Below are 20,850 nucleotides of genomic sequence, written 5' to 3'. Positions count from 1 at the left end.
GATCAACGCGACCGGACCCTGGACAGACCGGACGAGGCGCCTCGCCCCCCATTCCCCGGACATCGCCGCACAGGTGATCCTCGCCGCCCGGGAGGAATGGGCCGAAACCCCGGAGGACGTTATCCTGCGCCGGATGCACCTGGGGATTTCGGAGGACCGGGGGGCGTGCGCGGTACCCGCCGTGGAGGAGATCCTCGCGAAGGAACGTCCTCCTATCTCCCCAGGTCCCCCGCTTCGATATATTCCTTCGCGGAGTTGACCGCGGTGGCGGCCTCCCCCGCGCCCGCGGCGATCAGCAGGACCTTCCCCGGGTAGGTCGCGATGTCCCCCGCCGCGTAGATCCCGGGCAGGTTCGTCGACATGTCGGTGTTCACGCCGATCCCGCTCCCCACGATCCGCAGTCCCCATTCCCGGAACGGCTCGAGGTTGGTCAGCATCCCGATCGACAGGATGATCGCGTCCACGTCGAGCCGTTCCTCCTTGCCGCTGCGCTCGTTCCAGATGACCGCCCCGGTGACCTTCTCCTCCCCGACCACCTCCTTCAGGGCGTAGTAGGGAAACATCACCCGGACGGCGGAGGCGAGCAGCCGGTCGACCATCGCCTCGTGCGCCTGGAACTTGTAGACCCGGTGGACCAGGGTCACCTCGGAGGCGATCTTCTCGAGGGAGAGGGCCCAGTCGACCGCGCTGTTCCCCCCGCCCACGACGAGGACCCGCTTCCCGCGCATCGGCTCGAAGGAAGGGAGGTAGTAGTAGACGCCGTGCCCCTCCAGCGCGGCCATGTGCGGGATATCGAGCTTGCGGGGGACGAAGGCGCCGGACCCCACCGCGAGGATCGATGTCTGGGTGAAGTGGCTCCCCTTCGTCGTGGTCAGCTCGATCACCCGCTCCCCGTGAAGGCGCATCCCGACGACCCGTTCGTCGGGCACGACGGTGGGGCGGTACTGCATCGCCTGCCGGGTGAGCTCGGCGATCAGGTCGCGTGCGAGAATCCGGGGGAAGCCGGCCACATCGAAGATCTCCTTCTCGGGGTACATGGAGATCAGGCGGCCGCCAATCTGCGGTTCCATGTCGATCAGCTTGGTCTTGCAGTCCCGCAGCCCCGCGTAGTAGGTTGCATAGAGCCCGACGGGACCTCCGCCCACGATCGTCACGTCGTACATGTCGGCCTGGCGAACCATCGCCCTTTACTATAGCAGGGTTCCGCCGCCGGGCATCCGGTTCCCCGCGGTGGTTGGCGGGGCTTTCGCATGGTATAGTTCAGGGATCGCGAGAACGGTTTCCGGGGAGAGATTCGGATGGAATTGAAATATCTGCCGAAGGTCTGGAAGCGGGGGACCGATCTTCTGGGGACCCGGTACGCCATCCTCTGCGGGGCGATGACCTGGGTGTCGGAATCCAACCTCGTCTCCGCCATATCGAACGCCGGCGGATTCGGCGTCCTCGCGGGAGGAAACATGCCTCCCGAGTTGCTGGCCGAGGAGATCGAGAAGACCCGGATGAAGACCTCGCTCCCCTTCGGGGTCAACATGATCACCGTGGCCCCCAATTTCCACGCGCACATCGACGTCGTCGTCCGGGAGAGGGTCTCCCACGCGTTCTTCGCGGGGGCCATCCCCTCGGGGAAGGACATCGAGCGGGTGAAGGGGTCCGGAGCGAAGATCCTCTGCTTCGCGCCGGTCCTCTCCCTGGCGAAGCGGATGATCCGGCAGGGGGTCGACGCCATCGTGATCGAGGGGAGCGAGGCGGGAGGGCACATCGGCCCCGTCTCCACCTCCGTCCTGGCCCAGGAGTTCCTCCTCTCCATCATGGAGGTCCCCGTCTTCGTCGCCGGCGGGATCGGGACCGGGGAGATGATCGCCCAGTACCTCTCGCTGGGGGCCTCGGGGGCGCAGCTGGGGACCCGGTTCGTGGTCGCGGAGGAATGCGTGGCCCATCCCCGGTTCAAGGAGGCGTTCATCCGGGCGCAGGCGCGGGACGCCATGCCGACCACGCAATTCGACCCGTCGCTGCCCACCATCCCGGTCCGCGCGATCATGAACGAGGGAACCCAGGAGTTCAACCGGCTCCAGCTCGAGCTTCTCGCGAAGGTCAAGGCGGGGGAGCTGTCCCGGGAGGAGGGCCAGCTCAAGCTCGAGGAGTTCTGGATGGGATCGCTGCGGAGGGCCGTGGTGGAGGGGGACATCGAGCGGGGATCGCTGATGGCCGGCCAGAGCGTCGCCTTCGCGAAGAAGATCCAGCCGGTCGCCTTGATCATCGAGGAGCTGGTGCAGGGCGCCGAGCGCAAGCTCGCCGAAATGGCGGGGGAGGATGCCCGCGAAACGATGGGAGCCGCCGCGGCCGCCGTCCCGCGACCCCGCTGACGCAAAGGGAAGTTCCAGGTTCCACCCCAGCAACCGACAGGAGAAGGAGCATTCCGCATGATTCGGATCATTCCGAAGGATCAGGAGTTTTTCGCGCTCTTCGAGAAGGCGGCCCAGAACATCCTGGACGGGGCCGAGGCGCTGAAGGACCTGCTGGACAACTTCGACAACGTCAAGGAAAAGGCCCGGCGGATCGAGGAGATCGAGCACAAGGGGGACACCCTCACGCACGAGATCATCAGGAAGCTGAACACCAGCTTCATCACGCCGATCGACCGCGAGGACATTCATTCCCTCGCCTGCTCCCTGGACGACGTCATCGACCTGATCCACGCCTCGTCGCTTCGGATCATGCTCTACAAGGTCACCGAGATCACCCCCCCGGCCAAGGAGCTCGGGTTCCTGATCCTCAAGTCGACCCGGGAGATCCAGCGGGCGATCGCCCGCCTCTCCACGAAGCTGGAGGAGGTCCACGAGCACTGCGTCGAGGTGAACTCCCTCGAGAACGAGGCGGACCGGGTCTGCCGGGACGCCATCGCCGACCTCTTCGAGCACGAGACGGACCCGGTCACGATCCTGAAGTGGAAGGAGATCTACGAGAAGCTGGAGACCGCGACCGACCGGTGCGAGGACGCCGCGAACGTCCTGGAAGGGGTGGCGCTCAAGAATGGCTGAGCACCCGCTGATCCTGCTGGGGCTCGTGGTGGTCGCCGCGCTCGTCTTCGACTTCATCAACGGCTTCCACGACACGGCGAACGCCATCGCCACCAGCGTCTCCACCCGCGCCCTCTCGATCCGCAACGCCATCCTGATGGCGGCGGGGCTCAATTTCGTCGGGGCGCTCGTCTCCACCCACGTGGCCACGATGGTCGGGAAGGGGATCGTGGATCCGGTCCACGTGTCGCAGACCATCGTGCTGTCGGCGCTGATCGGCGCGATCTTCTGGGACCTGCTCACCTGGTACTACGGGATCCCCTCCTCCTCGTCGCATGCGATCATCGGCGGGATCATCGGGGCGGTGGTGGCCTCGCGCGGCTGGGGGGTCCTGAAGTGGGAGGGGATTTCGAAGATCCTCGCCGCCGTCGTCGTCTCCCCGGTGGTCGGGACGCTCGTGGCGTTCCTCATCATGGTGGCGATCTTCTGGGGGTTCCGCGGATTCCATCCCTCTCCGCTCAACCGCGCGTTCCGGAGGCTCCAGGTCCTCTCCGCCGCCTTCATGGCCTTCTCCCACGGGTCGAACGACGCGCAGAAGTCGATGGGGGTGATCTCGATGGCGCTGGTATCCTTCGGGGCGATCGAGACCTTCCACATCCCGATCTGGGTCATCCTCTCCTGCGCAACGGCCATGGCTCTGGGCACGGCGATAGGGGGATGGCGGATCATCAAGACGGTGGGGATCGACTTCGTGAAGCTGCAGCCGGTGCACGGGTTCTGCGCGGAGACCTCCTCCGCCGGGGTGATCCTCACCGCATCGGCGATGGGGATCCCGATCAGCACGACCCACGTCATCACCTCCGCGATCCTGGGGGTGGGGCTTTCCCAGGGGTGGCGGAAGGTGAACTGGATCGTCGGCGCCCGGATCGTCTGGGCCTGGGTCCTCACGATCCCCGCGTCGGGGGCGGCGGGATACGTCTCCTTCCGCCTCCTCGCCCCCTTCCTCGAGCATCTGTAGCCCCGGCATCCAGGGGACCATTCCCTCAGATCCCGGCATTCGAGGGCCGCTGCATCCGCACCGGCTTCGTTGCCCTCCCTCGCCGTACCGCCGTGGGTACGCCTCGGTCGGGCGCCTTGCCGGATGCGGCGCATCGACCCTCTCGGTGCTCGGCCTCTTCCGGAACGGCCCCCTGGACGCCGGCCCTCCATCCCCCGCATCGCTGCGGGTCCCCGGCTGACGGGTGCAGCAGTTGCAGGCGCCATCGGGACGGGGCGCATCCCGGGCGGAGCCAGCCGCAGGAGGGGGGATGAGCGGAGATAAAAAGATTGGACCGGGGGCGGAGGGCGGGCGAAGCGAAGCCCCCCTCCGAGGCTGCGGAGCCGGGCCGGAACCCGAGATTGCGTGGGCGTGCGGGGCCGTTTCGCCGACAGGGGGTGAAAAGTTGCCGGAACCCCCCTATACTTTGTGGAGGAGATTCGAGAGGAGGCGGGAGATGATCCGGAAGATCCAGCATATCGGGGTGGCGGTCCGCTCGCTCGAGCAGGCGATCCCCTTTTATCGAGACGTCCTGGGGCTGGAATTCGTCGGGACGGAGGAGGTGGCCGACCAGAAGATCCGGGCCGCGATCTTCCGCATCGGGGAGAGCACGATCGAGGTGCTCGAGACCACCTCGCCCGACGGGCCGGTCGGCAGGTTCCTCGAGAGGAACGGGGAGGGGATCCATCATCTCTGCCTCCAGGTGGACGATGCGGCGGCGGCGCTGGCCCGCGCGAAGGAGATGGGAGTGCGGCTGATCGACGAGACTCCCCGCCAGGGGGTCCACGGGATGAGGATCGGCTTCCTCCACCCGAAGGCGACCTTCGGCGTCCTGACCGAGTTCGCGGAAGGGGGAGACGGGTACTGATGGAGTCCGGCCCGCCACCCGCGGAGCGGGTCCTCCTGCTCTGCCTGCACCACCACCAGCCGGTGGGGAATTTCGATTCCGTCCTCCGGGAGGCGAGCGACCGGTCGTACTTCCCCTTCCTGGAGATCCTGGCCCGCTTCCCGTCGATCCGGCTGACGCTCCACTACTCGGGGTTCCTCCTCGAGTGGTTCGCCGGGAACCGCCCCGACATCCTCGGGCTGCTCCGGGAGCTGGTCGCGCGGGGGCAGGTGGAGATCCTCGGCGGCGGGAAATACGAGCCGGTGCTGACGATGCTCCCCGAGAGCGACCGCAGGGGGCAGATCCGGGCGATGGCCGACACCGTGGGGAGGCATTTCGGGAAAAGGCCTCGGGGGATCTGGCTCGCGGAGCGGGTCTGGGAGCCGGAGCTTCCCGCATCGCTGGCGGCAGCCGGGGTCGAGTACCTCCCGCTGGACGACTTCCATTTCCTGCGGGCGGGGGTGGAAGGCGGGGAACTCGACGGGATCTACCTCACCGAAGCGAACGGGGCGAAGGTCCGTCTCTTCCCGGGGAGCGAGCGGCTCCGGTACCTGATCCCCTTCGGCGGCGTGGAGGACGCGCTGGCCGAGATCGACCGGATCACCTCCCGAAAGGTCCCCTTCCCCGCCGCCGTGCTGGCCGACGACGGGGAGAAGTTCGGCGTCTGGCCCGGCACCTACGACACCGTCTACACGCAGGGGTGGCTCCTCCGCTTCTTCGAGGGGATTCTCGCGCGCGCGGACCGTCTCCGGACGATGACCTTCGGCGAGTATGCCGACGCCGCCCCGCTCCGCGGTAAGGCCTACCTTCCCTCCTGTTCCTATATCGAGATGGGGGAGTGGACCCTTCCTCCGGGGAGGGCGGCCCGGTTCGGCGGGTTGCTGCACGATATTCGCGCCGGCAAGGACGGGGAGGTGAAGCCCTTCCTGCAGGGGGGGACCTTCCGGGGGTTTCTGCGCAAGTACGAGGAGGCGAACCAGCTTCACAAGCGGATGCTCCGGGTGAGCCGGAGGGTAAGGGATGCGGAGGAAAAGGGGGCCGGCCCGGAAGGGCGGGAGCACCTCTTCCGCGCCCAGTGCAACGACGTCTACTGGCACGGGATCTTCGGAGGGCTGTACCTCAATCATCTCCGGGAGGCGGCCTACACGAACCTGCTCCGGGCGGAGGAGGCCTCCGACCGGATCCTCCACGCGGGGGGGAACGACTGGACCGAATGCGCCAGCGGCGACCTCGACGCCGACGGAGGGGAGGAGATCCTGGTCAAGACGCCGGAGCTGACCCTCCTGTTCCACGGGCACGACGGCGGGGCGCTCACGGAGGTCTCGCTTCCCCGCCGCGGGATCGCCCTCGGGCATGTCCTGACCCGCCGGGAGGAGGCCTACCACCGGAAGTTCAAGGAGGCCGGGGGGGCGTTCGACGGGCGCACGAGCATCCACGACCTGCTGGTGCTCAAGGACCCGTCCGTCGCGGAGGCGCTGGGTGTCGACCCCTGGCAGAGGGCGTCGTTCCGGGAGGCGTTCTACGGGGAAGAGGTTTCCCCGGAGGCGATCTTGTCCGAAGCCGCATCCCCCATCTGCGTGTCCGCCGGAAGGAAAGCGACGGCAAGGGTCACCCGCAGCACGGGAAAGGTGCGGCTGCTCCTGGAGCTTCCGCTTGCGGGAGAAGGAACGGCTCTTTCCCTGGAGAAAACCCTTTCCGTCGCAGCGGGTGCGGAAGGGTTCGAGGCGGTGTTCCAGTTGCGCAACGACGGGGAGGCGCCGGTTCGGGGGAGCTTCGTCTCGGAGTGGAACCTCAACTTCCTTTCCGGCAACGGGCCGGACCGGCGGTACCAGGGGTTCGGCATGGGGGAGGCGGATCTTTCCACCCGGGGGACGACCGCGGCCCTTCGCTGGTTCCGGATCGTGGACGGATGGAGGAAGATCGCGGTATCGGTCGAATCGGAAAGGGATTTCACCCTGCTGCGCTACCCGGTGGAGACCGCCTCGCTTTCGGAAACCGGCGTGGAGAAGATCCACCAGGGGGTCTGCCTCCGGCTCCTTTTCCGCGCCCTGCTGTCGCCCGGAGAAAGTGAATATTATTCAATCCGTTGGACGATAAATTCCGTTGCGTCCTGACCGGCAAAACGCTATGGTGAACCCACTTCGAGCGTCTGGGCGGGAAGCCCACAAGGAGGGGAAGCGATGAGGATCGGGAGGGTTTTGGCGTTTCTTGTCGTGCTGATGTTCACCGCCACATCGGCGATGGCGTCGGGGTTCCGGCTGCCCGAGGCGGGAGCGAAGGCGATGGGGATGGGATTCGCCTTCACCGCCCAGGCGAACGACCCGTCGGCGATCTACTTCAACCCGGCGGGAATCCTGCAACTGGAAGGGGTCAACACGAAAGTCGGCATCACCTACATCAAGGAGAACGGGGGGACCTTCACCGGCACGACGCCCCTGTCCGGCGCGAGCGGAACAACCGTGGGGTCGGAGACGCAGAAGGATCTCGACTTCTTCGTCCCGAATACCTTCATCACCAGGAAGGTTTCTCCGAACTTCGCCTACGGCGTCGGGGTGTTCGCGCCGTTCGGCCTCGGGCAGGAGTACAAGGACCGGGACAGCAGCATCTTCCGGAACCAGATCACCAAGATCGACCTGTTGACGGTCGTCGTCAATCCTACCGTCGCCTACAAGGTGAACGATGTCCTGTCGGTGGGCGCCGGGATCAACTACATGTACGGCAAGGCGGAGCTGGCCAAGACCGGGGTCGTCAATAACGCTCCCGGCGGGGACACCCAGGTAAACATCTTCAAGCTCGATCTCGAAGGCGACGGGGACGCCTGGGGGTACAACTTCGGAGTTCTTCTGACGCCGGTGGATTCCTGGAAAATCGGGGTTTCCTACCGCAGCAACTTCAAGCTCGACATCGATGACGGCGATGTCAAGCTGACGGACATCAGTTCCACGGGATTGGTTGCGCTGGGCGGGGTCTCCGCGCAGGCCGTGTTCGGCGGCGCTACGTTCGACACCAAGGGGTCCACCACGGTCAATATGCCGGCGACCGCGACGCTGGGAGTCGCCTACGTCCGCGACCGGTTGACCGTCGAGGTGGACGCCGACTGGACCTTCTGGCATTCCTACAAATCCCTGGACATCGATATCCGGAACAACACGGCTCTTCTCCCCGATTCCAACAGCCGGAAGGACTGGAAGGACGTGGTTGCGATCTACGTCGGCGGCGAATACCGCGTGACCGATCCGCTCGCCCTTCGGCTCGGCTTCCGCTACGACCCGAACCCGGCTCCCGCGGACACGATGGGGCCCGAGCTTCCCGACGCCGACAAGCTCTTCTACACAGCGGGAGCGGGATACAAGATCAGCAACTGGACCATCGACCTGGCCTACATGTACGTGGACAAGAAGGACAGAACGGTCAGCAATCAGACGACTCCGGCTTTTCCGTCTTATGGGACAGGCTTCAACGGGAAATGGACCGGCGACGCGCACCTGGTGGCGCTCGACTTCGGGTACAAGTTCTAGGGGAATCGGCGATTTCCTGAAGGCGGGAGGCGGCCTTCCCGGCGCCTCCCGCGATCCCATCCGGGGGCCGGATCTTCGGCCCCCGTTCCATTTTTCGCGATACGATGTTCCCGTGACGAAGAGGCAAAGGATCCGGCGGAAGCGGCGGGCCGTCGACGGCCGGATCGCGCCGTCCGCCGCGCGGCTTGGAGCCATATCCCTGCGCCTCCTCGCCTGGTTTTCCGCGAACGCGAGGGAGATGGAGTGGCGGGAAACCCGGGATCCCTACCGGGTCTGGATCTCCGAGATCATGCTCCAGCAGACACGCGTCGAGACGGTCGCCCCCTACTACCGGCGGTTCCTGGGAGCCTTCCCCGCCGTGGAGGCGCTGGCCGGCGCATCACCCGACGCCGTGATGAAGGCCTGGGAGGGGCTGGGCTACTACGCCCGCGCGAGGAACCTCCACCGGGCGGCGGTGGAGGTCGTGCGGGAGTTCGGCGGGAGGGTCCCCTCCACGGTGGAGGAGCTCTCGTCGCTGCCGGGCGTGGGACGGTCGACCGCCGGCGCGATCGCGGCGCTCGCCTTCGGGCGGGACGCCCCGATCCTCGACGCGAACGCGAAACGGGTCATCGCGCGCCTGCTCTCGGTACAGGAGGATCTCTCCCGCCCGGAGGCGGTGCGTCTTCTCTGGGATGCGTCGGCGGGGCTGATCCTCCCCGGCCGGGGACGGGAGACCGCCCTTGCGCTGATGGATCTGGGGGCCATGGTCTGCCTTCCCCGCGCTCCGAAGTGCGCGATCTGTCCGCTGGCCTCGCTGTGCGAGGGACGCCGGGACGGAGTGGAGGAGAGGATCCCGGCGAGACGAAGGCGGAGGGAGATCCCCCATCGAAGCGCCGCCGCCGCCGTGATCCTGGACGGGAGGGGGAGGGTCTTCATCGCCCGGCGTCCCCCGGAGGGACTGCTCGGGGGGATGTGGGAGTTCCCGGGCGGGGAGCCTGCCCAAGGCGAATCCCCCGAGAGGTTTCTCGTCCGGGAGATCCGGATCCGGTGGGGGATGACGATCGCCGCGCCGGAGAGGCTTCCTCCCGTCCGGCACGCCTACAGCCATTTCCGGGTCACCCTGGTCCCGGTCCGTTTCCTCCGGCGGGCCGGAGCCGCTCCGAAGGGAGGGGAGTGGCGGTGGATCTCCCCGGAGGAATTGGAAAAGGTTCCCTTCCCGGGGGCGGCCCGGAAGCTGATCGCGCGGGCCTTCCCGGAAATCCGGTCCGCGGCGACGCCTGCTACAGCGCGGCCAGCTCCTTCTCGATCGCCTTCACATGTCCCTGTTCGAACGCGGCGAGGTGGTCGAACACCTTCTTGACTTCCGGCTCCTTGGCCTTCGCGGAGGCCCCGTGGAACAGGTCGTAGGCTTCCTGCTCCAGCGAGAGGGCCATCCGGAGGACCTCCCGGGGAGTCTTGAGGGTTCCGATCTTCTTGAGCAGCTCCTTGTGGGTGTCCTGGACCAGCTCGTCGATCTCGGGGAGCCCGTCCCGGACCAGGATATCCTTGTAGGGGGCCCACATTTCGGAGCGGACGTTGCGGTCGTATTCGTCCTCCAGGACGAGGAAATGGTGCTTCTCGTCCATCGCCAGCCCGTCGAGGATCTTCCGGAGCTTCCCGTCGGGGATCTTCTCCGAGGCCCTCCGGTAGAAGACGTAGGCGGCGATCTCGGACTGGATTCCCAGGTTCAGGTACGTGAGCGCTTCCTCGCTGAGTTTCATCGATGTGCTCCTCCGTGGCGGTTGGAGATCCGGTTCCTGCGCGGCCCACGGCCGCGCCTCAGACGGCTCAGGAGCCCCCATAGCCGACCGTCACCTTCCCCTCCTCGACGATCAGCGGCACGTCGCGGCGTCCCCTGGAAAGGGCCAGCATTTCGCTCATCGCGGACTTGTCCTTCTGGACGTTCCTGTAGACCACCCGGGCGCCGCTTTTCTCGTAGTCCCTACGAGCGTCGTTGGTGTACGGTCAGGTGTCCTTTCCGAAGATCGTCACGTTCCGGCTCATCCGAACCCTCCTTTCCCCGCCATCGCTCTTAACCGTTGGATGCGCAGCGCGGTCGGGGGATGCGTGGAAAACAGGGCGGTGGAAGCCTCGGTGAACCGCCGCACCGGGTTCACGATGAAGAGGTGCTGGGTTCCCCGGTTCCTCCCGGGGATTCCGCTTCCGACCAGGGCGATCTTCTCGAGCGCCGAGGCGAGCCCCAATGGGTTCCTGGTGAACCCGGCCGCCTCCGCGTCGGCGTGGTACTCCCGCTGCCGGGAGATGCTCATCTGGAGGATCTTCGCCGCGAGGGGGGCCAGGAGGGCGAAGAGGAGCCCGAGGAGGACGAAGGCGGCGCTTCCACGGCCGCTTCCTCCCCCCGCCCGCCTGCGTCCCCCGAAGAAGGTTCCCCGCAGGAACATGTCGGCCAGCAGGGCGATCGAGCCCACCAGGACGGCGGCGCAGATGTAGTAGAGGGTGTCCCGGCTCTTGATGTGGGCCATCTCGTGGGCGATCACCCCCTGCAGCTCCTCCCGGTTCAGCCCGTCCAGGAGCCCGGTCGTCACCGCCACCGCCGCCTCCCGGGGTCTCCTGCCGGCGGCGAACGCGTTCATTCCCCCGCTTTCCATCAGGTACACCCGGGGCATCGGAAGGCCGGAGGCGATCCGCATCTCGTCGACCACGTTCAGCAGCCGTCGGTGCTCGGCCGGGTCCGCCTCCCGCGCCCCGTGGATCGAGAGGACGATCGAGGATCCGCTGAACCAGGCGGTCGCGGCGAGGATCGCGTAGAGGATCAGGGCGAGCGCCACCCCGTACCCGGCGTTTCCGTAGGCGTTCCCGATCGCCGATCCGAGGGCGAAAAAGAGGAGGAACAGGATCAGAAAGAGGAACCGGGACCTCCGGAGATTTTTCGCCGCCGCCTCGTAGAAGGAGAGCATCGGGGGAGCGGACATGCGGGGCGGGCCCCGGATCCTACCGCAGGTCCGCCTTCGGCACCGTGCGGGATTCCTCTCCCCCCTCGAAGTACTCCGCGGGGGAGAAGTCGAAGACCGATGCGATGGCGTTCGCGGGGATCGACTGGATCCGGTTGTTGTAGGTCATCACCGAGTCGTTGTAGAACTGGCGGGCGAAGGAGATCTTGTTCTCGGTGCCGGTCAGCTCCTCCTGGAGCGATGCGACGTTCTGGTTCGCCTTGAGCTCGGGGTACCGCTCGACCACCGCGAAGAGGCTCTTCAGCGATTCGGTCAGGAGGTTCTCCGCCTTCCCCTGCTCCGAAGCTCCCCGGGCCGAGATGGCGGCGCCGCGGGCCTCGATCACCTTCGTGAGCGTCTCCTGCTCGTAGGACATGTAGTCCTTGACCACCTCGACCAGGTTCGGGATCAGGTCGTACCGCCGCTTGAGCTGGACGTCGATCTGGTGCCAGGCGTTCCGGAACTGGTTCCGCAGCCTGACCAGGGAGTTGTAGGTTCCGACGAACCAGGCGACGACCACCACGGCGACGATCGCGGGAATCCAACCCATCCTGCATCCTCCGGAACCGTTTTTTTCCGCATCCGCGCGGATCGTTGTTTTCCGGCCAGTCTATCGGATGTATGATGAATGTCAAACGAAATGCCCCCGATTCCCAAGGGGGACAAGGGTTTGCAGCCTGCAGTGGGGGTGGACTCGTTGTCGTCGGCGAACGCGAAAAAAAGATTTTCGGGAAGAAAAAGGCCGGACCGCCCTTCCCGCGGGCCGGCCGGGCCCGGGAAGCGTCCGTTCCCGGAGCTTCTGGCCCCCGCCGGCTCCGTGGAAGCCTACTTCGCCGCCGCCGAGGCGGGCGCCGACGCGGTCTACCTGGGGTTTCAGCGTTTCAGCGCCCGCGAGAGGGCGGAGAACTTCACCTTCGACGACTACTGCCGCATCCTGCCGCATGCCCGCGACCGCGGCGTGCGGATCTACCTGGCGATGAACACGGTGCTCACGGAGACGGAACTGCCGGAGGCGATCTCCCTCCTGCACCAGGTGGCTCCTCTCTCCCCGGACGGGGTGATCGTGGCCGATCTCGGACTGCTGCGGATCCTCCGGGAGTTCTTCCCGTCGATCCCGTTCCATGTGAGCACGCAGGCGGGATGCTCCTCGCTCGCGGCTGCGGACCGGTTCGCCCGCCTCGGAGCGGAGCGGGTCATCCTGGAGAGGCACCTCTTCCTTCCCGAGGTCCGGCGGATCGTTTCCCGTTCCCGGGCGGGAGTCGAGATCTTCGTGCACGGGGCGATGTGCTACTCCTATTCCGGGAAATGCTTCTTCTCCTCCTCCCTGGGGGGGAAAAGCGCGAACCGGGGCGCCTGCGTCCAGCCCTGCCGCCGCCTCTACGGCCACCCCGCCGGGGAGGAGGCGATCTTCTCCACCCGCGACCTGTCGCTCATGCAGATCCTCCCGGAGCTGGTTCCCCTGGGGTTCGCCGCCTTCAAGATCGAGGGGCGGATGCGGGGGGCCGAATATGTCGCCGGGGTGGTGTCGGCCTACCGCGCCGCGCTCGACCGGATCCGGGAGGGGCAGCCGCAGGAGGCGGTCCTCGAGGGGATGCGGATCCTCGAGGGGGTGCTCGGGAGAGAGCGGACGCCCGGGCTGGTCGGAGGGGCGGATCCCTCGGAGGTCGCCGCGGGGGGAGGCACCGGAAACGTGGGAGAGCCGCTCGGGCAGGTCCTGGAGGCGGGGGAGGGGTGGATCCGGGTCCGGGGCGAAACCGCTCCCTCCCGGGGGGACCGGCTCCGCGTCCAGTTCCGGGCCGAGGGCTCCGGGAGGGGGTTCACCGCGCTCTCGCTCCGGGAGGAGGAGGGAGGGTTCCGCGTCCAGGTCCCCTTCCCGGTGTCGACGGGGGACCTCCTCTTCCGCGTGGGAACGGGAGGGCGCGGGGAGTTCACCAGGTCCGCGAAGCGGGAGATGGAGAGCCGGGTTCCGGAAGGGGTCCGGTTCCGCGTCCAGGCGGGGGAGGGAGCCGTGCGGGTGGACGCCTCCTTCGGGGCGATGCGCCGGCAATCGCTGTTCCGGATCGCGGGGAGCGGCGGGCGGTCCGGGGAGGGGATCCCCCCGGACGCGGGAGAGCGGCTGCGCGCCGCATACCGGTCCGACCTGCCGGCGGGGGAGATCCTCGTGGAGGGACGGGGGTCCGGCGCCTCCTGGCGGGACCTCACGGAGATGTTCCTGCGGGCGGCCCGGAGCTTCGACAAGGAGTTCTACCTGGAGGGGAAAAAGCTCCGCCTCTCCATCCTTCCCACACTCCGGGTAACGGGGAGCCGGCAGGAGACCCTCCCGACGCTGTTTTTCGCGGGCTGCACCGCGGACCAGCTCGAGCATCTTCCGCGGGACCCCATGGTCGTGCCGGTCGTCGAGTTCACGAAAGCGGCGGCCCGGGACCCCGTGGCGGCGGTCCGCGGAGTCCGGGACCGGATCTGCTTCCGGCTTTCGGCCCCGCTCCTGGAAGAGGACGCCCCCTTCTTGCGGCGGACGGTCCGGGAGGCGGTCCAAAAGGGGTTCCGGGGCTGGTTCCTGTCCGACGTCGGCCATTTCCGGCTCTTCGAGGAGTTCCATCCGAGGAGGGAGCTGTTCCTGGTGAGCGACCACTACCTGTACGCCGGCAACACCGGCGCGCTGGCGGAGCTCTCCTCGATGGGGGTTTCCAGGATGGTGCTGCCGGTCGAGGCGGACCTCGCCTCCCTGCGCGCGGTCGGAAAATTCCTGCACGAGCTGGGGATCGCCGTGGCCTACGGGTCGCTCCCCCTGATGGTCTCCCGGATCCTCCCGTCGTCCGGAGTCCGCGGGGGGACGGTCACCAGCCCCCGGGGGGAGGAGTTCCGCGTGGAGACCGCCGATCGCGGCTCATCGGTCCTGCCGGCCCGTCCCTTTTCGGCCTCGGGCTCCCTTCACGAGATCCGCGCCGCCGGGATCCGGGACTTCTACGCCGATCTGCGGGGCCTGCCGGCCGACCGGGTCCGTCAGGTCCTCGATGCCCTCTTCGCCGACCGCGCCATCCCCGGGACCACCTCCTTCAACCTGTTCCGGGGAAGTCCGCCGGCCCGCGCCGCCAGGGGAGGGTGACGTGGCGGGAATCGACCGGGTCCGCAACATCGGGATCATCGCCCACATCGACGCCGGAAAGACGACCTTCACCGAACGGCTCCTCTTCTACTCCGGGGTGAGCCACAAGATGGGAGAGGTGCACGACGGCGACTCCCAGATGGATTACCTTCCGCAGGAGCGGGAGCGGGGGATCACGATCACCGCGGCCGTGACCCAGTTCGCCTGGATGGACGCCGAGGTCCACCTGATCGACACCCCGGGGCATGTCGACTTCACGATCGAGGTGGAGAGGTCGCTGCGCGTGCTGGACGGCGCGGTCGCGATCTTCTGCGCCGTGGGAGGGGTCGAGCCGCAGTCCGAGGTGGTCTGGAGGCAGGCGGACCGCCACAGGATCCCCCGGCTCGCCTTCGTGAACAAGCTGGACAGGCCGGGGGCCGATTTCGACAGGGTCCTTTCGGAGATGGGGAGCAAGCTTTCCGCCCGCGGGGTCGCGGCGACCGTGCCCCTGTTTTCCGGGGGCGAGTGCACCGCCGTGGCCGACCTGGTGACGATGGAACGGGTGGCCTTTTCCGGGGAGGACCAGGGGGCGACCGTGTCGAGGAACCCCTTGACGGAGGAGGAGACCGCCGGGGTCGCCCGGTACCGGGAGGCGCTTCTCGAGGCGGCGGCGGACGCCGACGATGCGGTCGCGGAGAGTTATCTCGCGGGAGAGCCGGTTCCGGCGGAGATGCTTCGCCGTGCGATCCGCAAGGGGACGATCGAGGTCCGCTTCTTCCCGGTCTTCGCGGGGGCGGCGCTGCGCAACAAGGGGATCCAGCCGGCGATGGACGGAATCGTGCACTATCTCCCCTCCCCCAGGGAGGTGCCCCCCGCGTCCGGGGACGACCCGCGGACCGGAGTTCCCGCGACCCGCGACCCCTCCCCCGACGCGCCCTTCTCCGCCCTGGCCTTCAAGGTGAAGATCGAGGAGGGGAGGAGAACGGTGTACCTTCGGGTCTACTCCGGGAAGGTGTCCGAGGGGCAGCTGGTGCATAACGCCTCGGCCGGAGGGGAGGAGCGGCTGGCCCGCCTCTTCCGGATCCATGCCGGGAAGAGGGAGCGGATCGCGCAGGCGCAGGCGGGGGAGATCGTCGGGGCCCGGGGGGTCAAGAGCGCACGGACGGGGGACACCCTCTGCGACCCGGCGGCGCCGATCCTGTTCGAGGCGATCGACATCCGCAAGCCGGTGGTCTCGGTCGTCGTCGAGCCGAGGGCTCTGCGGGAGATGGACCGGCTCCGGGAGGCGATCGGAAAGATGGTGGAGGAGGACCCGACCCTGGCGACGAAGGACGATGCCGACACGGGGCAGATCGTCCTCTCCGGGATGGGGGAACTTCACCTCGAGATCCTCGTCGACCGGCTGGAGCGGGAGTTCGGGCTGGTCGTGCGGACGGGGAAGCCGCAGGTGGTCTACCGGGAGACGGTGAGCGAACCGGGTGCGGCGGAGACGGTGTTCGAGCGGGAGATCGCGGAGCGGCTGGTAAGCGTGAAGATCGCCTTGAAAGTCTTCCCGGGTCCGAGGGGATCGGGCATCCGGGTGTCGGACCGGCTCCGGATGCTCGAGCTGTCGCGGGAGGCGGCCGACGGTGTGGAGGAGGGGATCCGGGAGGGGGCCTTCACCGGGGTCCTCGGCTACCCGGTGGACGACCTCTCGGTGGAGGTCGAACGGGTGGAATTCCTTTCCGGGACGGCCATCCCGCTCGCCGCGAAGGTGGCGGCGGTCCGGGCCTTCCTCGCCGCCTACGGGAACGGGAAGCCCTACCTGCTGGAGCCGCTCATGGCGGTAGAGGTAAACGTCCCCGACGAGTTCACGGGGGGGGTGATCGGCGACGTCAACGCCCGCCGGGGGAGGATCACGCTGGTGGACCGCCGGAAGGAGGCGAGCCTCCTCTCCGCCCTGGTCCCCCTCAAGGAGATGTTCGGCTACGTGACCTCCCTGCGCTCCCTCTCCCAGGGGCGGGGGACCTTCATGATGAAGTTCTCCCACTACGACCGGGCCGACGCGAAGGTGCAGGGGTGAGGAGGCCCAGACGTACCGGATGCCGTGGAGGACCCTGGCTTGCGGGGGAGGGGGGGCGACATTGGCTCCGCAGCCTAGGAGGGGGGCTTCGCTCCGACTGCCCTCCGCTGTCGGAACTTCTTTTTATCTCCGCTCAACCCCCCTCCTTCGGCTTGCTCCACCTGTGATGCGCCCCGTCCCGAGGGTGCCTTTCCCCGCCGCACACGCCGGCCGGGGACCCGCAGCGATGCGGGGGGAGTCCACGAGGCGGCGGGGACATTCCTGGTTTCTCCGGGATGCGGGAGAGGAGTGTCCCCACAACAGGGCGCCAATTCCGGCGAGCGGAACGGCAGCGAGCGGGCGGAGATCGCGAGCGTAGCCGAGAGGATTCCCCCCGCGAGCAAGGGGGCCCGGTGCTGTTTGAACAGGATGACGTGAAGGAGGCGGGATGAAGAAGTTCGACGTGCGGTTCTACAGGGAGCGGGTGAACACGTTCCCCTTCGTGAAGCTGATGGGGATGCGGCTGCTGTCGGCGGAGGGTGGCAAGAGCGTGATGGCCTGCCGGATCCGCCCGATCCTGCGCAACTCGTTCGGGACGCTCCACGGGGGGGTGATGGGGGCGCTGGTCGACATGTCGGTGGCGACCGCGATCCGCAGCGTCATGCCGCTCTCCTCCCGGATGACGACGGTCGAGTACAAGGTGAATTTTCTGAAGCCGGTCTTCTCGGGGACCGTCACCGCCTACGGGACCGTCCAGCGCCTGGGGAGCACGATCGCGTCGGGGACCGTCGAGATCCGCAACGGCGAGGGGGAGGTCGTGGCGTTCGGCTCGGGGACCTTCTACCTGTATGAGACGGAAGGGGCCGAGGGGAGCCCCGGGATACCTGGTATACTCAGCGGAAAGACCGGAACGAAGGGCGGGGGGAGGAAGCGGAAATGACGAAGGACGGGCCGATCCGGCCGGAGATGTTCTTGGGGGATATCCTGAAGGAGTACCCGGCCGCGCGGGAAAAGATCCGGGAGCTGTTCGGGGAGGAGTGCATGCAGTGCCGGTCGAACCAGAAGGAAACGGTCATCTACACCTCCTGGCACAAGGGACTCGATCCGAAGCAGGTCTGCCGGGAACTCAACGCAGCGCTCAAGGGGAAGTAGGGACGGGAGGCCCCGGGAGGCGGCTTCCCGGCTACCCCCCGGCCCTCCCGTATCGGCTCCCGGAGAGGACCGCCTCCCCGCGGGAGATCATCCCCGCGAGATGTTTCCCCATGAGGGCCCGCTCCCCGTAGTCGAACCAGGGGCCGTCGCGCCCCTCCCCGTACACGATCCGCCGGTCGACGATCTCCTCCATCGTCCGGGGCTCCGCGAGAAATTCCCGCAGCGTCTCCTCCCGCCGGTCGATCACCGAGAGATACTCCTCCACCTTCCGGGAGATATCCCCCGGGTGGACCGGCTCCTCGTGGGAGACGAGGTGGATCTTCGCGCCGATGTCCGCGAGCATCCTCGCCGACTCCCGGAATTGCCCGATGTCTCCCGGCTCGTCGCCGTACCAGGGTCCGAAGGCGGAGAGGTCGTAGTCGGCCAGGAAGAGGACCCCTTCGGAGGGAAAGTGGAGGCAGAGGTGCCCGGGGGTGTGGCCGGGGGCGACGATCGCGACCGCCTCCAGGTTCCGGCCGAACCGGATCCGCTCCCGGTCGGAGATCCGCCGGGACACGCGGCGCGGCTCGAAGTGGAACTTCCCGACGAGCAGGTCGCGGAAGAACTCCTCCGATTCCGTCCCGGCCACGCCGTACCAGGAGAGCAGGACCGGGAGCGACTCCAGCGCCGGCGCGTCCTCCTCCGAGGCCCACACCTCCACCTCCGGGAACTCGCGCAGGAAGAGGAAATGGTCCTCGTGGTAGTGGGTCAAAAGGATCGCGGAGAGCCCCTCCCGCTCCCGGAGCCTGCGGATCTCCTCGAGGTCCGATCCGCAGTCTACGAGGATCCCCCCTCCGTCCCGGACGTAGAGCGAGTGGGAGTAGGGGTACCGGCCCCCCTTTCCCCCCTCGACGAGCAGGAGCCGCTCCGTGATCCGGCGGATCATCGGGCGGCTCCGAAAAGCGGTTCCCGGCGAACGGCGATCGGGATATCATGCCGGGGTTCATTCCGGCACGTTTCGAAGGGACCGATGCGCAAGGTATTGCTGTTGCCGTTCTGCCTTTCCCGGGCGGAGCAGGAGGAGATCGGCCGGATGGCCGGGGAGCGGGGGTACGCCGTGGTGGTCGCCCGCTCCACGGGGAGGGCGCTCTCCGAGGTGCGCGCCCATGTCGGGGCCGGGAGCGAAGAGCCGGTCCGGATCGTCGGGGTCGTCTGCGCGGGGAGGGCGAAGAAGGTCGGGGTCGGGCTGTTCCTCCTCAAGATCCGCCAGTGGGGGAAGAAGGCGCTGGGGCTTCGGACCCGGCGGATCGAGCTGGCCCGGGTGGCGGTCGTCGGCGGGACGAAGTCGCTGTTCGGACGCCGGGACTGCCGGGTCGGCTTCAACGTGGCGGACCGGGAGGTGCTCTCGCGGGCGCTGGACGGGGAGGACACCTTCATTCGCCTGTAAAGGGCGGGGGACCGGCGCCCGGGGCCGCCGCACCGGGGGAGCCGGCAACCCGGGGGGGACGGAGGATGTCGCCCCTCCGCCGGATCGACCGGACCGTCCCGCTGCGCAGAAGCCGCCCGATGAGATAGTAGGCCGCCGCGATCCCCGCCCCTCCGGCCGCCAGGCGGACGAGCGACCCCGGCAGCGATTCCCAGGAAAAATACCGGGAGAGCCGGTCGAGGAGGAGGCTTCCGACCCAGGCCGCGCCTCCCCCGGCGAGCGCCAGCTTGAGATATTCCCGGATCTCGGAGAGCCCTTTCCTTCCCACGGTCTTCGCCATCAGGATTCCGTAGAGGACCATCGCGTAGAGGAGGATCCCCCCGGTGCCGGCCAGCGCCAGACCGCGGACCCCCATCCTCTGGGTCAGCAGGTAGTAGGCCGGGATCGTGGCAAGCCATGCCCCGGTGCCGACCAGGGTGGGGGTCCAGGTGTCCTTCATGGCGAAGAACCCCCGCGCCACGATCGTCTGCGCGCACCAGAAGGGGATCCCGATCGAGAAGACCGCCAGGGCGGAGGCGGTCTGAAGGGTGTCCTCGATCCGGAACGCCCCCCGCTTGAAGACGACCAGCACCACTTCCCGGGAGAGGACCCCGAATACCGCCGCGGCGAGGCAGGAGACGAGGAAGACCCACCGGAGGGTGAGCGACAGGGTGTCCCAGAGGGCCTCCCGCTCCCCCCGCGCCGCGAGGGCGGAGAGGAACGGGTAGGAGGCGACCCCGGAGGCCTGCCCGAACACTCCGATCGGCACCTGCATCAGGCGCCGGGCGTTGTTCAGCCAGGTGATCGCCCCCGCGACCAGGAAGGAGCCGAAGATCCGGATCATCCACTCGTCGACCACCACCAGGGAGAAGCCGAGCATGATCGGGATCGACAGGCGCACGAACTCCCGCAGCCCAGGGTCCTGCAGGTCGAACCGGGGGGAGAAGGAGAGCCCCGTCCGCCACGCGCCGGCCGCCTGGATCACGAAGTTCCCGAGGAAGGAGCCGGCGAGGACCCCCCAGGCGAACCCTTCCATCCCGTGGGTGCGCCCCAGCGCAAGCCCCCCGGCGATGATCCCGGCGTTGTAGACAAGAGGCGCGAGGGCCGGGAGGAAAAAACGGTTCCGGGAGTACTGGACCGCCATGAGGAGACCCCCCAGGTAGAAGAAGGCCTGGGCCGGGAGCACGATCCGGGTGAGCCGCACGGCCGTGGCGACCTGGTCGGGGGGGAAGCCCGGGGCGATGAACGGGACCAGCCGTTCGGCGAGAAACTCCCCGAGGATGATGAAGAAGAGCATCGCGAGCCCCATCACGGTCGCGATCGCGGAGAAGGAGCGGTATCCCTCCTCCTCCCGCCCCTCCGCGAGGTACCGGGAGAAGATCGGGATGAAGGTGATCGAGAGGGCGCCGCCGGCCAGCAGGTAGTTCAGAAAGTCGGGGATCGTGAAGGCGGCGAAGTAGGCGTCGGTCTCCGGGGTCGCCCCGTGCTGATAGGCGATCACCGCGTCCCGCGCGTAGCCGAGGAGGCGGCTCAGGAAGACCGAGGCCATCATGACCGCGGCGGCGCGGCCCATCTGTCGGGACGTCGAGTCGGCCATCCTACTGAATATACTCGAAGGCCGCGGCATCGGCACTAAGAACCGGGACGTTCCTAAGAAGTGGCGCCTCGGCGCATCGAGGGAGTCCTTCGGTGGTATCATGAA

The 20,850-nt window shown here is 67.8% G+C and carries 18 protein-coding genes and 1 pseudogene; 12 read left to right on the top strand and 7 right to left on the bottom strand.

Features of this window, described 5'->3' with window-relative positions; all coding sequences use genetic code 11:
- Positions 1–212: 212 nt before the first annotated feature.
- Positions 213–1,181 carry a hypothetical protein gene (locus A2X88_00095; GenBank protein OGP34252.1) on the bottom strand — a complete coding sequence of 323 codons (969 nt, stop codon included), beginning with the start codon at positions 1,179–1,181 and terminating at the stop codon, positions 213–215.
- 117 nt (positions 1,182–1,298) lie between these two features.
- On the opposite strand from A2X88_00095, the gene A2X88_00090 reads away from it, so the two are divergent.
- The 7 genes from A2X88_00090 to A2X88_00060 all read left to right on the top strand — a co-directional run bounded on the left by A2X88_00090 (position 1,299) and on the right by A2X88_00060 (position 9,796).
- Positions 1,299–2,363 (top strand): 2-nitropropane dioxygenase, encoded by a 1,065-nt coding sequence (locus A2X88_00090; protein ID OGP34251.1) that lies wholly within the window; start codon positions 1,299–1,301, stop codon positions 2,361–2,363.
- 57 nt (positions 2,364–2,420) lie between these two features.
- Positions 2,421–3,038, top strand: a complete 618-nt coding sequence (locus tag A2X88_00085; GenBank protein OGP34250.1) for a phosphate transport regulator — start codon at positions 2,421–2,423, stop codon at positions 3,036–3,038.
- Entirely contained in the window at positions 3,031–4,035 is a 1,005-nt protein-coding gene (locus tag A2X88_00080) for an inorganic phosphate transporter (GenBank protein OGP34249.1), read from the top strand. Before A2X88_00085 ends, A2X88_00080 begins: the two co-directional genes overlap by 8 nt.
- Positions 4,036–4,510: 475 nt before the next feature.
- On the top strand, positions 4,511–4,921 hold the full coding sequence (locus tag A2X88_00075) for a methylmalonyl-CoA epimerase (GenBank protein OGP34248.1): 411 nt from the start codon (positions 4,511–4,513) through the stop codon (positions 4,919–4,921).
- Positions 4,921–7,053, top strand: a complete 2,133-nt coding sequence (locus A2X88_00070) for a hypothetical protein (protein ID OGP34247.1) — start codon at positions 4,921–4,923, stop codon at positions 7,051–7,053. The genes A2X88_00075 and A2X88_00070 overlap by 1 nt, the downstream gene beginning before the upstream one ends.
- A gap of 66 nt (positions 7,054–7,119) precedes the next feature.
- Positions 7,120–8,457, top strand: a complete 1,338-nt coding sequence (locus A2X88_00065) for a hypothetical protein (GenBank protein ID OGP34246.1) — start codon at positions 7,120–7,122, stop codon at positions 8,455–8,457.
- 163 nt (positions 8,458–8,620) lie between these two features.
- Entirely contained in the window at positions 8,621–9,796 is a 1,176-nt protein-coding gene (locus A2X88_00060) for an A/G-specific adenine glycosylase (protein ID OGP34253.1), read from the top strand.
- On the opposite strand, the gene A2X88_00055 is transcribed toward A2X88_00060, so the two are convergent.
- The 4 genes and pseudogenes from A2X88_00055 to A2X88_00040 form a co-directional block, all read right to left on the bottom strand.
- On the bottom strand, positions 9,717–10,196 hold the full coding sequence (locus A2X88_00055) for a hypothetical protein (GenBank protein OGP34245.1): 480 nt from the start codon (positions 10,194–10,196) through the stop codon (positions 9,717–9,719). The two genes, A2X88_00060 and A2X88_00055, sit on opposite strands and share 80 nt — an antisense overlap.
- Before the next feature lie 67 nt (positions 10,197–10,263).
- Positions 10,264–10,479 (bottom strand): annotated as a pseudogene (locus A2X88_00050) (NrdH-redoxin).
- Entirely contained in the window at positions 10,476–11,408 is a 933-nt protein-coding gene (locus tag A2X88_00045) for a hypothetical protein (protein OGP34244.1), read from the bottom strand. Before A2X88_00045 ends, A2X88_00050 begins: the two are co-directional and overlap by 4 nt.
- Positions 11,409–11,427: 19 nt before the next feature.
- A complete protein-coding gene (locus A2X88_00040) occupies positions 11,428–11,976 on the bottom strand; it encodes a hypothetical protein (GenBank protein OGP34243.1) in 549 nt (182 codons plus the stop codon).
- Positions 11,977–12,123: 147 nt separating this feature from the next.
- On the opposite strand from A2X88_00040, the gene A2X88_00035 reads away from it, so the two are divergent.
- The 4 genes from A2X88_00035 to A2X88_00020 all read left to right on the top strand — a co-directional run bounded on the left by A2X88_00035 (position 12,124) and on the right by A2X88_00020 (position 17,704).
- Positions 12,124–14,532 carry a hypothetical protein gene (locus tag A2X88_00035; protein OGP34242.1) on the top strand — a complete coding sequence of 803 codons (2,409 nt, stop codon included), beginning with the start codon at positions 12,124–12,126 and terminating at the stop codon, positions 14,530–14,532.
- Between the two features lies 1 nt (position 14,533).
- Positions 14,534–16,573, top strand: a complete 2,040-nt coding sequence (locus A2X88_00030; protein OGP34241.1) for a translation elongation factor G — start codon at positions 14,534–14,536, stop codon at positions 16,571–16,573.
- 427 nt (positions 16,574–17,000) lie between these two features.
- A complete protein-coding gene (locus A2X88_00025) occupies positions 17,001–17,492 on the top strand; it encodes a hypothetical protein (protein OGP34240.1) in 492 nt (163 codons plus the stop codon).
- Positions 17,489–17,704: a hypothetical protein gene (locus A2X88_00020; GenBank protein ID OGP34239.1), complete on the top strand. Its 216-nt coding sequence runs from the start codon at positions 17,489–17,491 to the stop codon at positions 17,702–17,704. Before A2X88_00025 ends, A2X88_00020 begins: the two co-directional genes overlap by 4 nt.
- Before the next feature lie 31 nt (positions 17,705–17,735).
- Here the strand turns inward: A2X88_00020 and A2X88_00015 are convergent, their stop codons facing one another.
- On the bottom strand, positions 17,736–18,629 hold the full coding sequence (locus tag A2X88_00015) for a hypothetical protein (GenBank protein ID OGP34238.1): 894 nt from the start codon (positions 18,627–18,629) through the stop codon (positions 17,736–17,738).
- 102 nt (positions 18,630–18,731) lie between these two features.
- Between A2X88_00015 and A2X88_00010 the strand changes: the two genes are divergently transcribed.
- Positions 18,732–19,130: a hypothetical protein gene (locus A2X88_00010; protein OGP34237.1), complete on the top strand. Its 399-nt coding sequence runs from the start codon at positions 18,732–18,734 to the stop codon at positions 19,128–19,130.
- Here A2X88_00010 and A2X88_00005 read toward each other — a convergent pair.
- Entirely contained in the window at positions 19,117–20,721 is a 1,605-nt protein-coding gene (locus tag A2X88_00005) for a murein biosynthesis integral membrane protein MurJ (GenBank protein ID OGP34236.1), read from the bottom strand. The genes A2X88_00010 and A2X88_00005 overlap by 14 nt on opposite strands.
- Positions 20,722–20,850 lie beyond the last annotated feature (129 nt).

The sequence above is a fragment of the Deltaproteobacteria bacterium GWC2_65_14 genome (assembly GCA_001797615.1).
Taxonomy (GTDB): domain Bacteria; phylum Desulfobacterota; class Deferrimicrobia; order Deferrimicrobiales; family Deferrimicrobiaceae; genus GWC2-65-14.
This window is presented reverse-complemented; position numbering and strand designations above follow the sequence as displayed.

Bases quoted from the DNA above. Each gene is read 5' to 3' on its own strand.
- A2X88_00020 (OGP34239.1), top strand. From the start codon at position 17,489: ATGACGAAGGACGGGCCGATCCGGCCGGAGATGTTCTTGGGGGATATC.
- A2X88_00005 (OGP34236.1), bottom strand. From the start codon at position 20,721: ATGGGCCGCGCCGCCGCGGTCATGATGGCCTCGGTCTTCCTGAGCCGC.
- A2X88_00085 (OGP34250.1), top strand. From the start codon at position 2,421: ATGATTCGGATCATTCCGAAGGATCAGGAGTTTTTCGCGCTCTTCGAG.
- A2X88_00090 (OGP34251.1), top strand. From the start codon at position 1,299: ATGGAATTGAAATATCTGCCGAAGGTCTGGAAGCGGGGGACCGATCTT.
- A2X88_00095 (OGP34252.1), bottom strand. From the start codon at position 1,181: ATGGTTCGCCAGGCCGACATGTACGACGTGACGATCGTGGGCGGAGGT.
- A2X88_00075 (OGP34248.1), top strand. From the start codon at position 4,511: ATGATCCGGAAGATCCAGCATATCGGGGTGGCGGTCCGCTCGCTCGAG.
- A2X88_00065 (OGP34246.1), top strand. From the start codon at position 7,120: ATGAGGATCGGGAGGGTTTTGGCGTTTCTTGTCGTGCTGATGTTCACC.
- A2X88_00080 (OGP34249.1), top strand. From the start codon at position 3,031: ATGGCTGAGCACCCGCTGATCCTGCTGGGGCTCGTGGTGGTCGCCGCG.
- A2X88_00015 (OGP34238.1), bottom strand. From the start codon at position 18,629: ATGATCCGCCGGATCACGGAGCGGCTCCTGCTCGTCGAGGGGGGAAAG.
- A2X88_00070 (OGP34247.1), top strand. From the start codon at position 4,921: ATGGAGTCCGGCCCGCCACCCGCGGAGCGGGTCCTCCTGCTCTGCCTG.
- A2X88_00040 (OGP34243.1), bottom strand. From the start codon at position 11,976: ATGGGTTGGATTCCCGCGATCGTCGCCGTGGTGGTCGTCGCCTGGTTC.
- A2X88_00055 (OGP34245.1), bottom strand. From the start codon at position 10,196: ATGAAACTCAGCGAGGAAGCGCTCACGTACCTGAACCTGGGAATCCAG.
- A2X88_00025 (OGP34240.1), top strand. From the start codon at position 17,001: ATGAAGAAGTTCGACGTGCGGTTCTACAGGGAGCGGGTGAACACGTTC.
- A2X88_00045 (OGP34244.1), bottom strand. From the start codon at position 11,408: ATGTCCGCTCCCCCGATGCTCTCCTTCTACGAGGCGGCGGCGAAAAAT.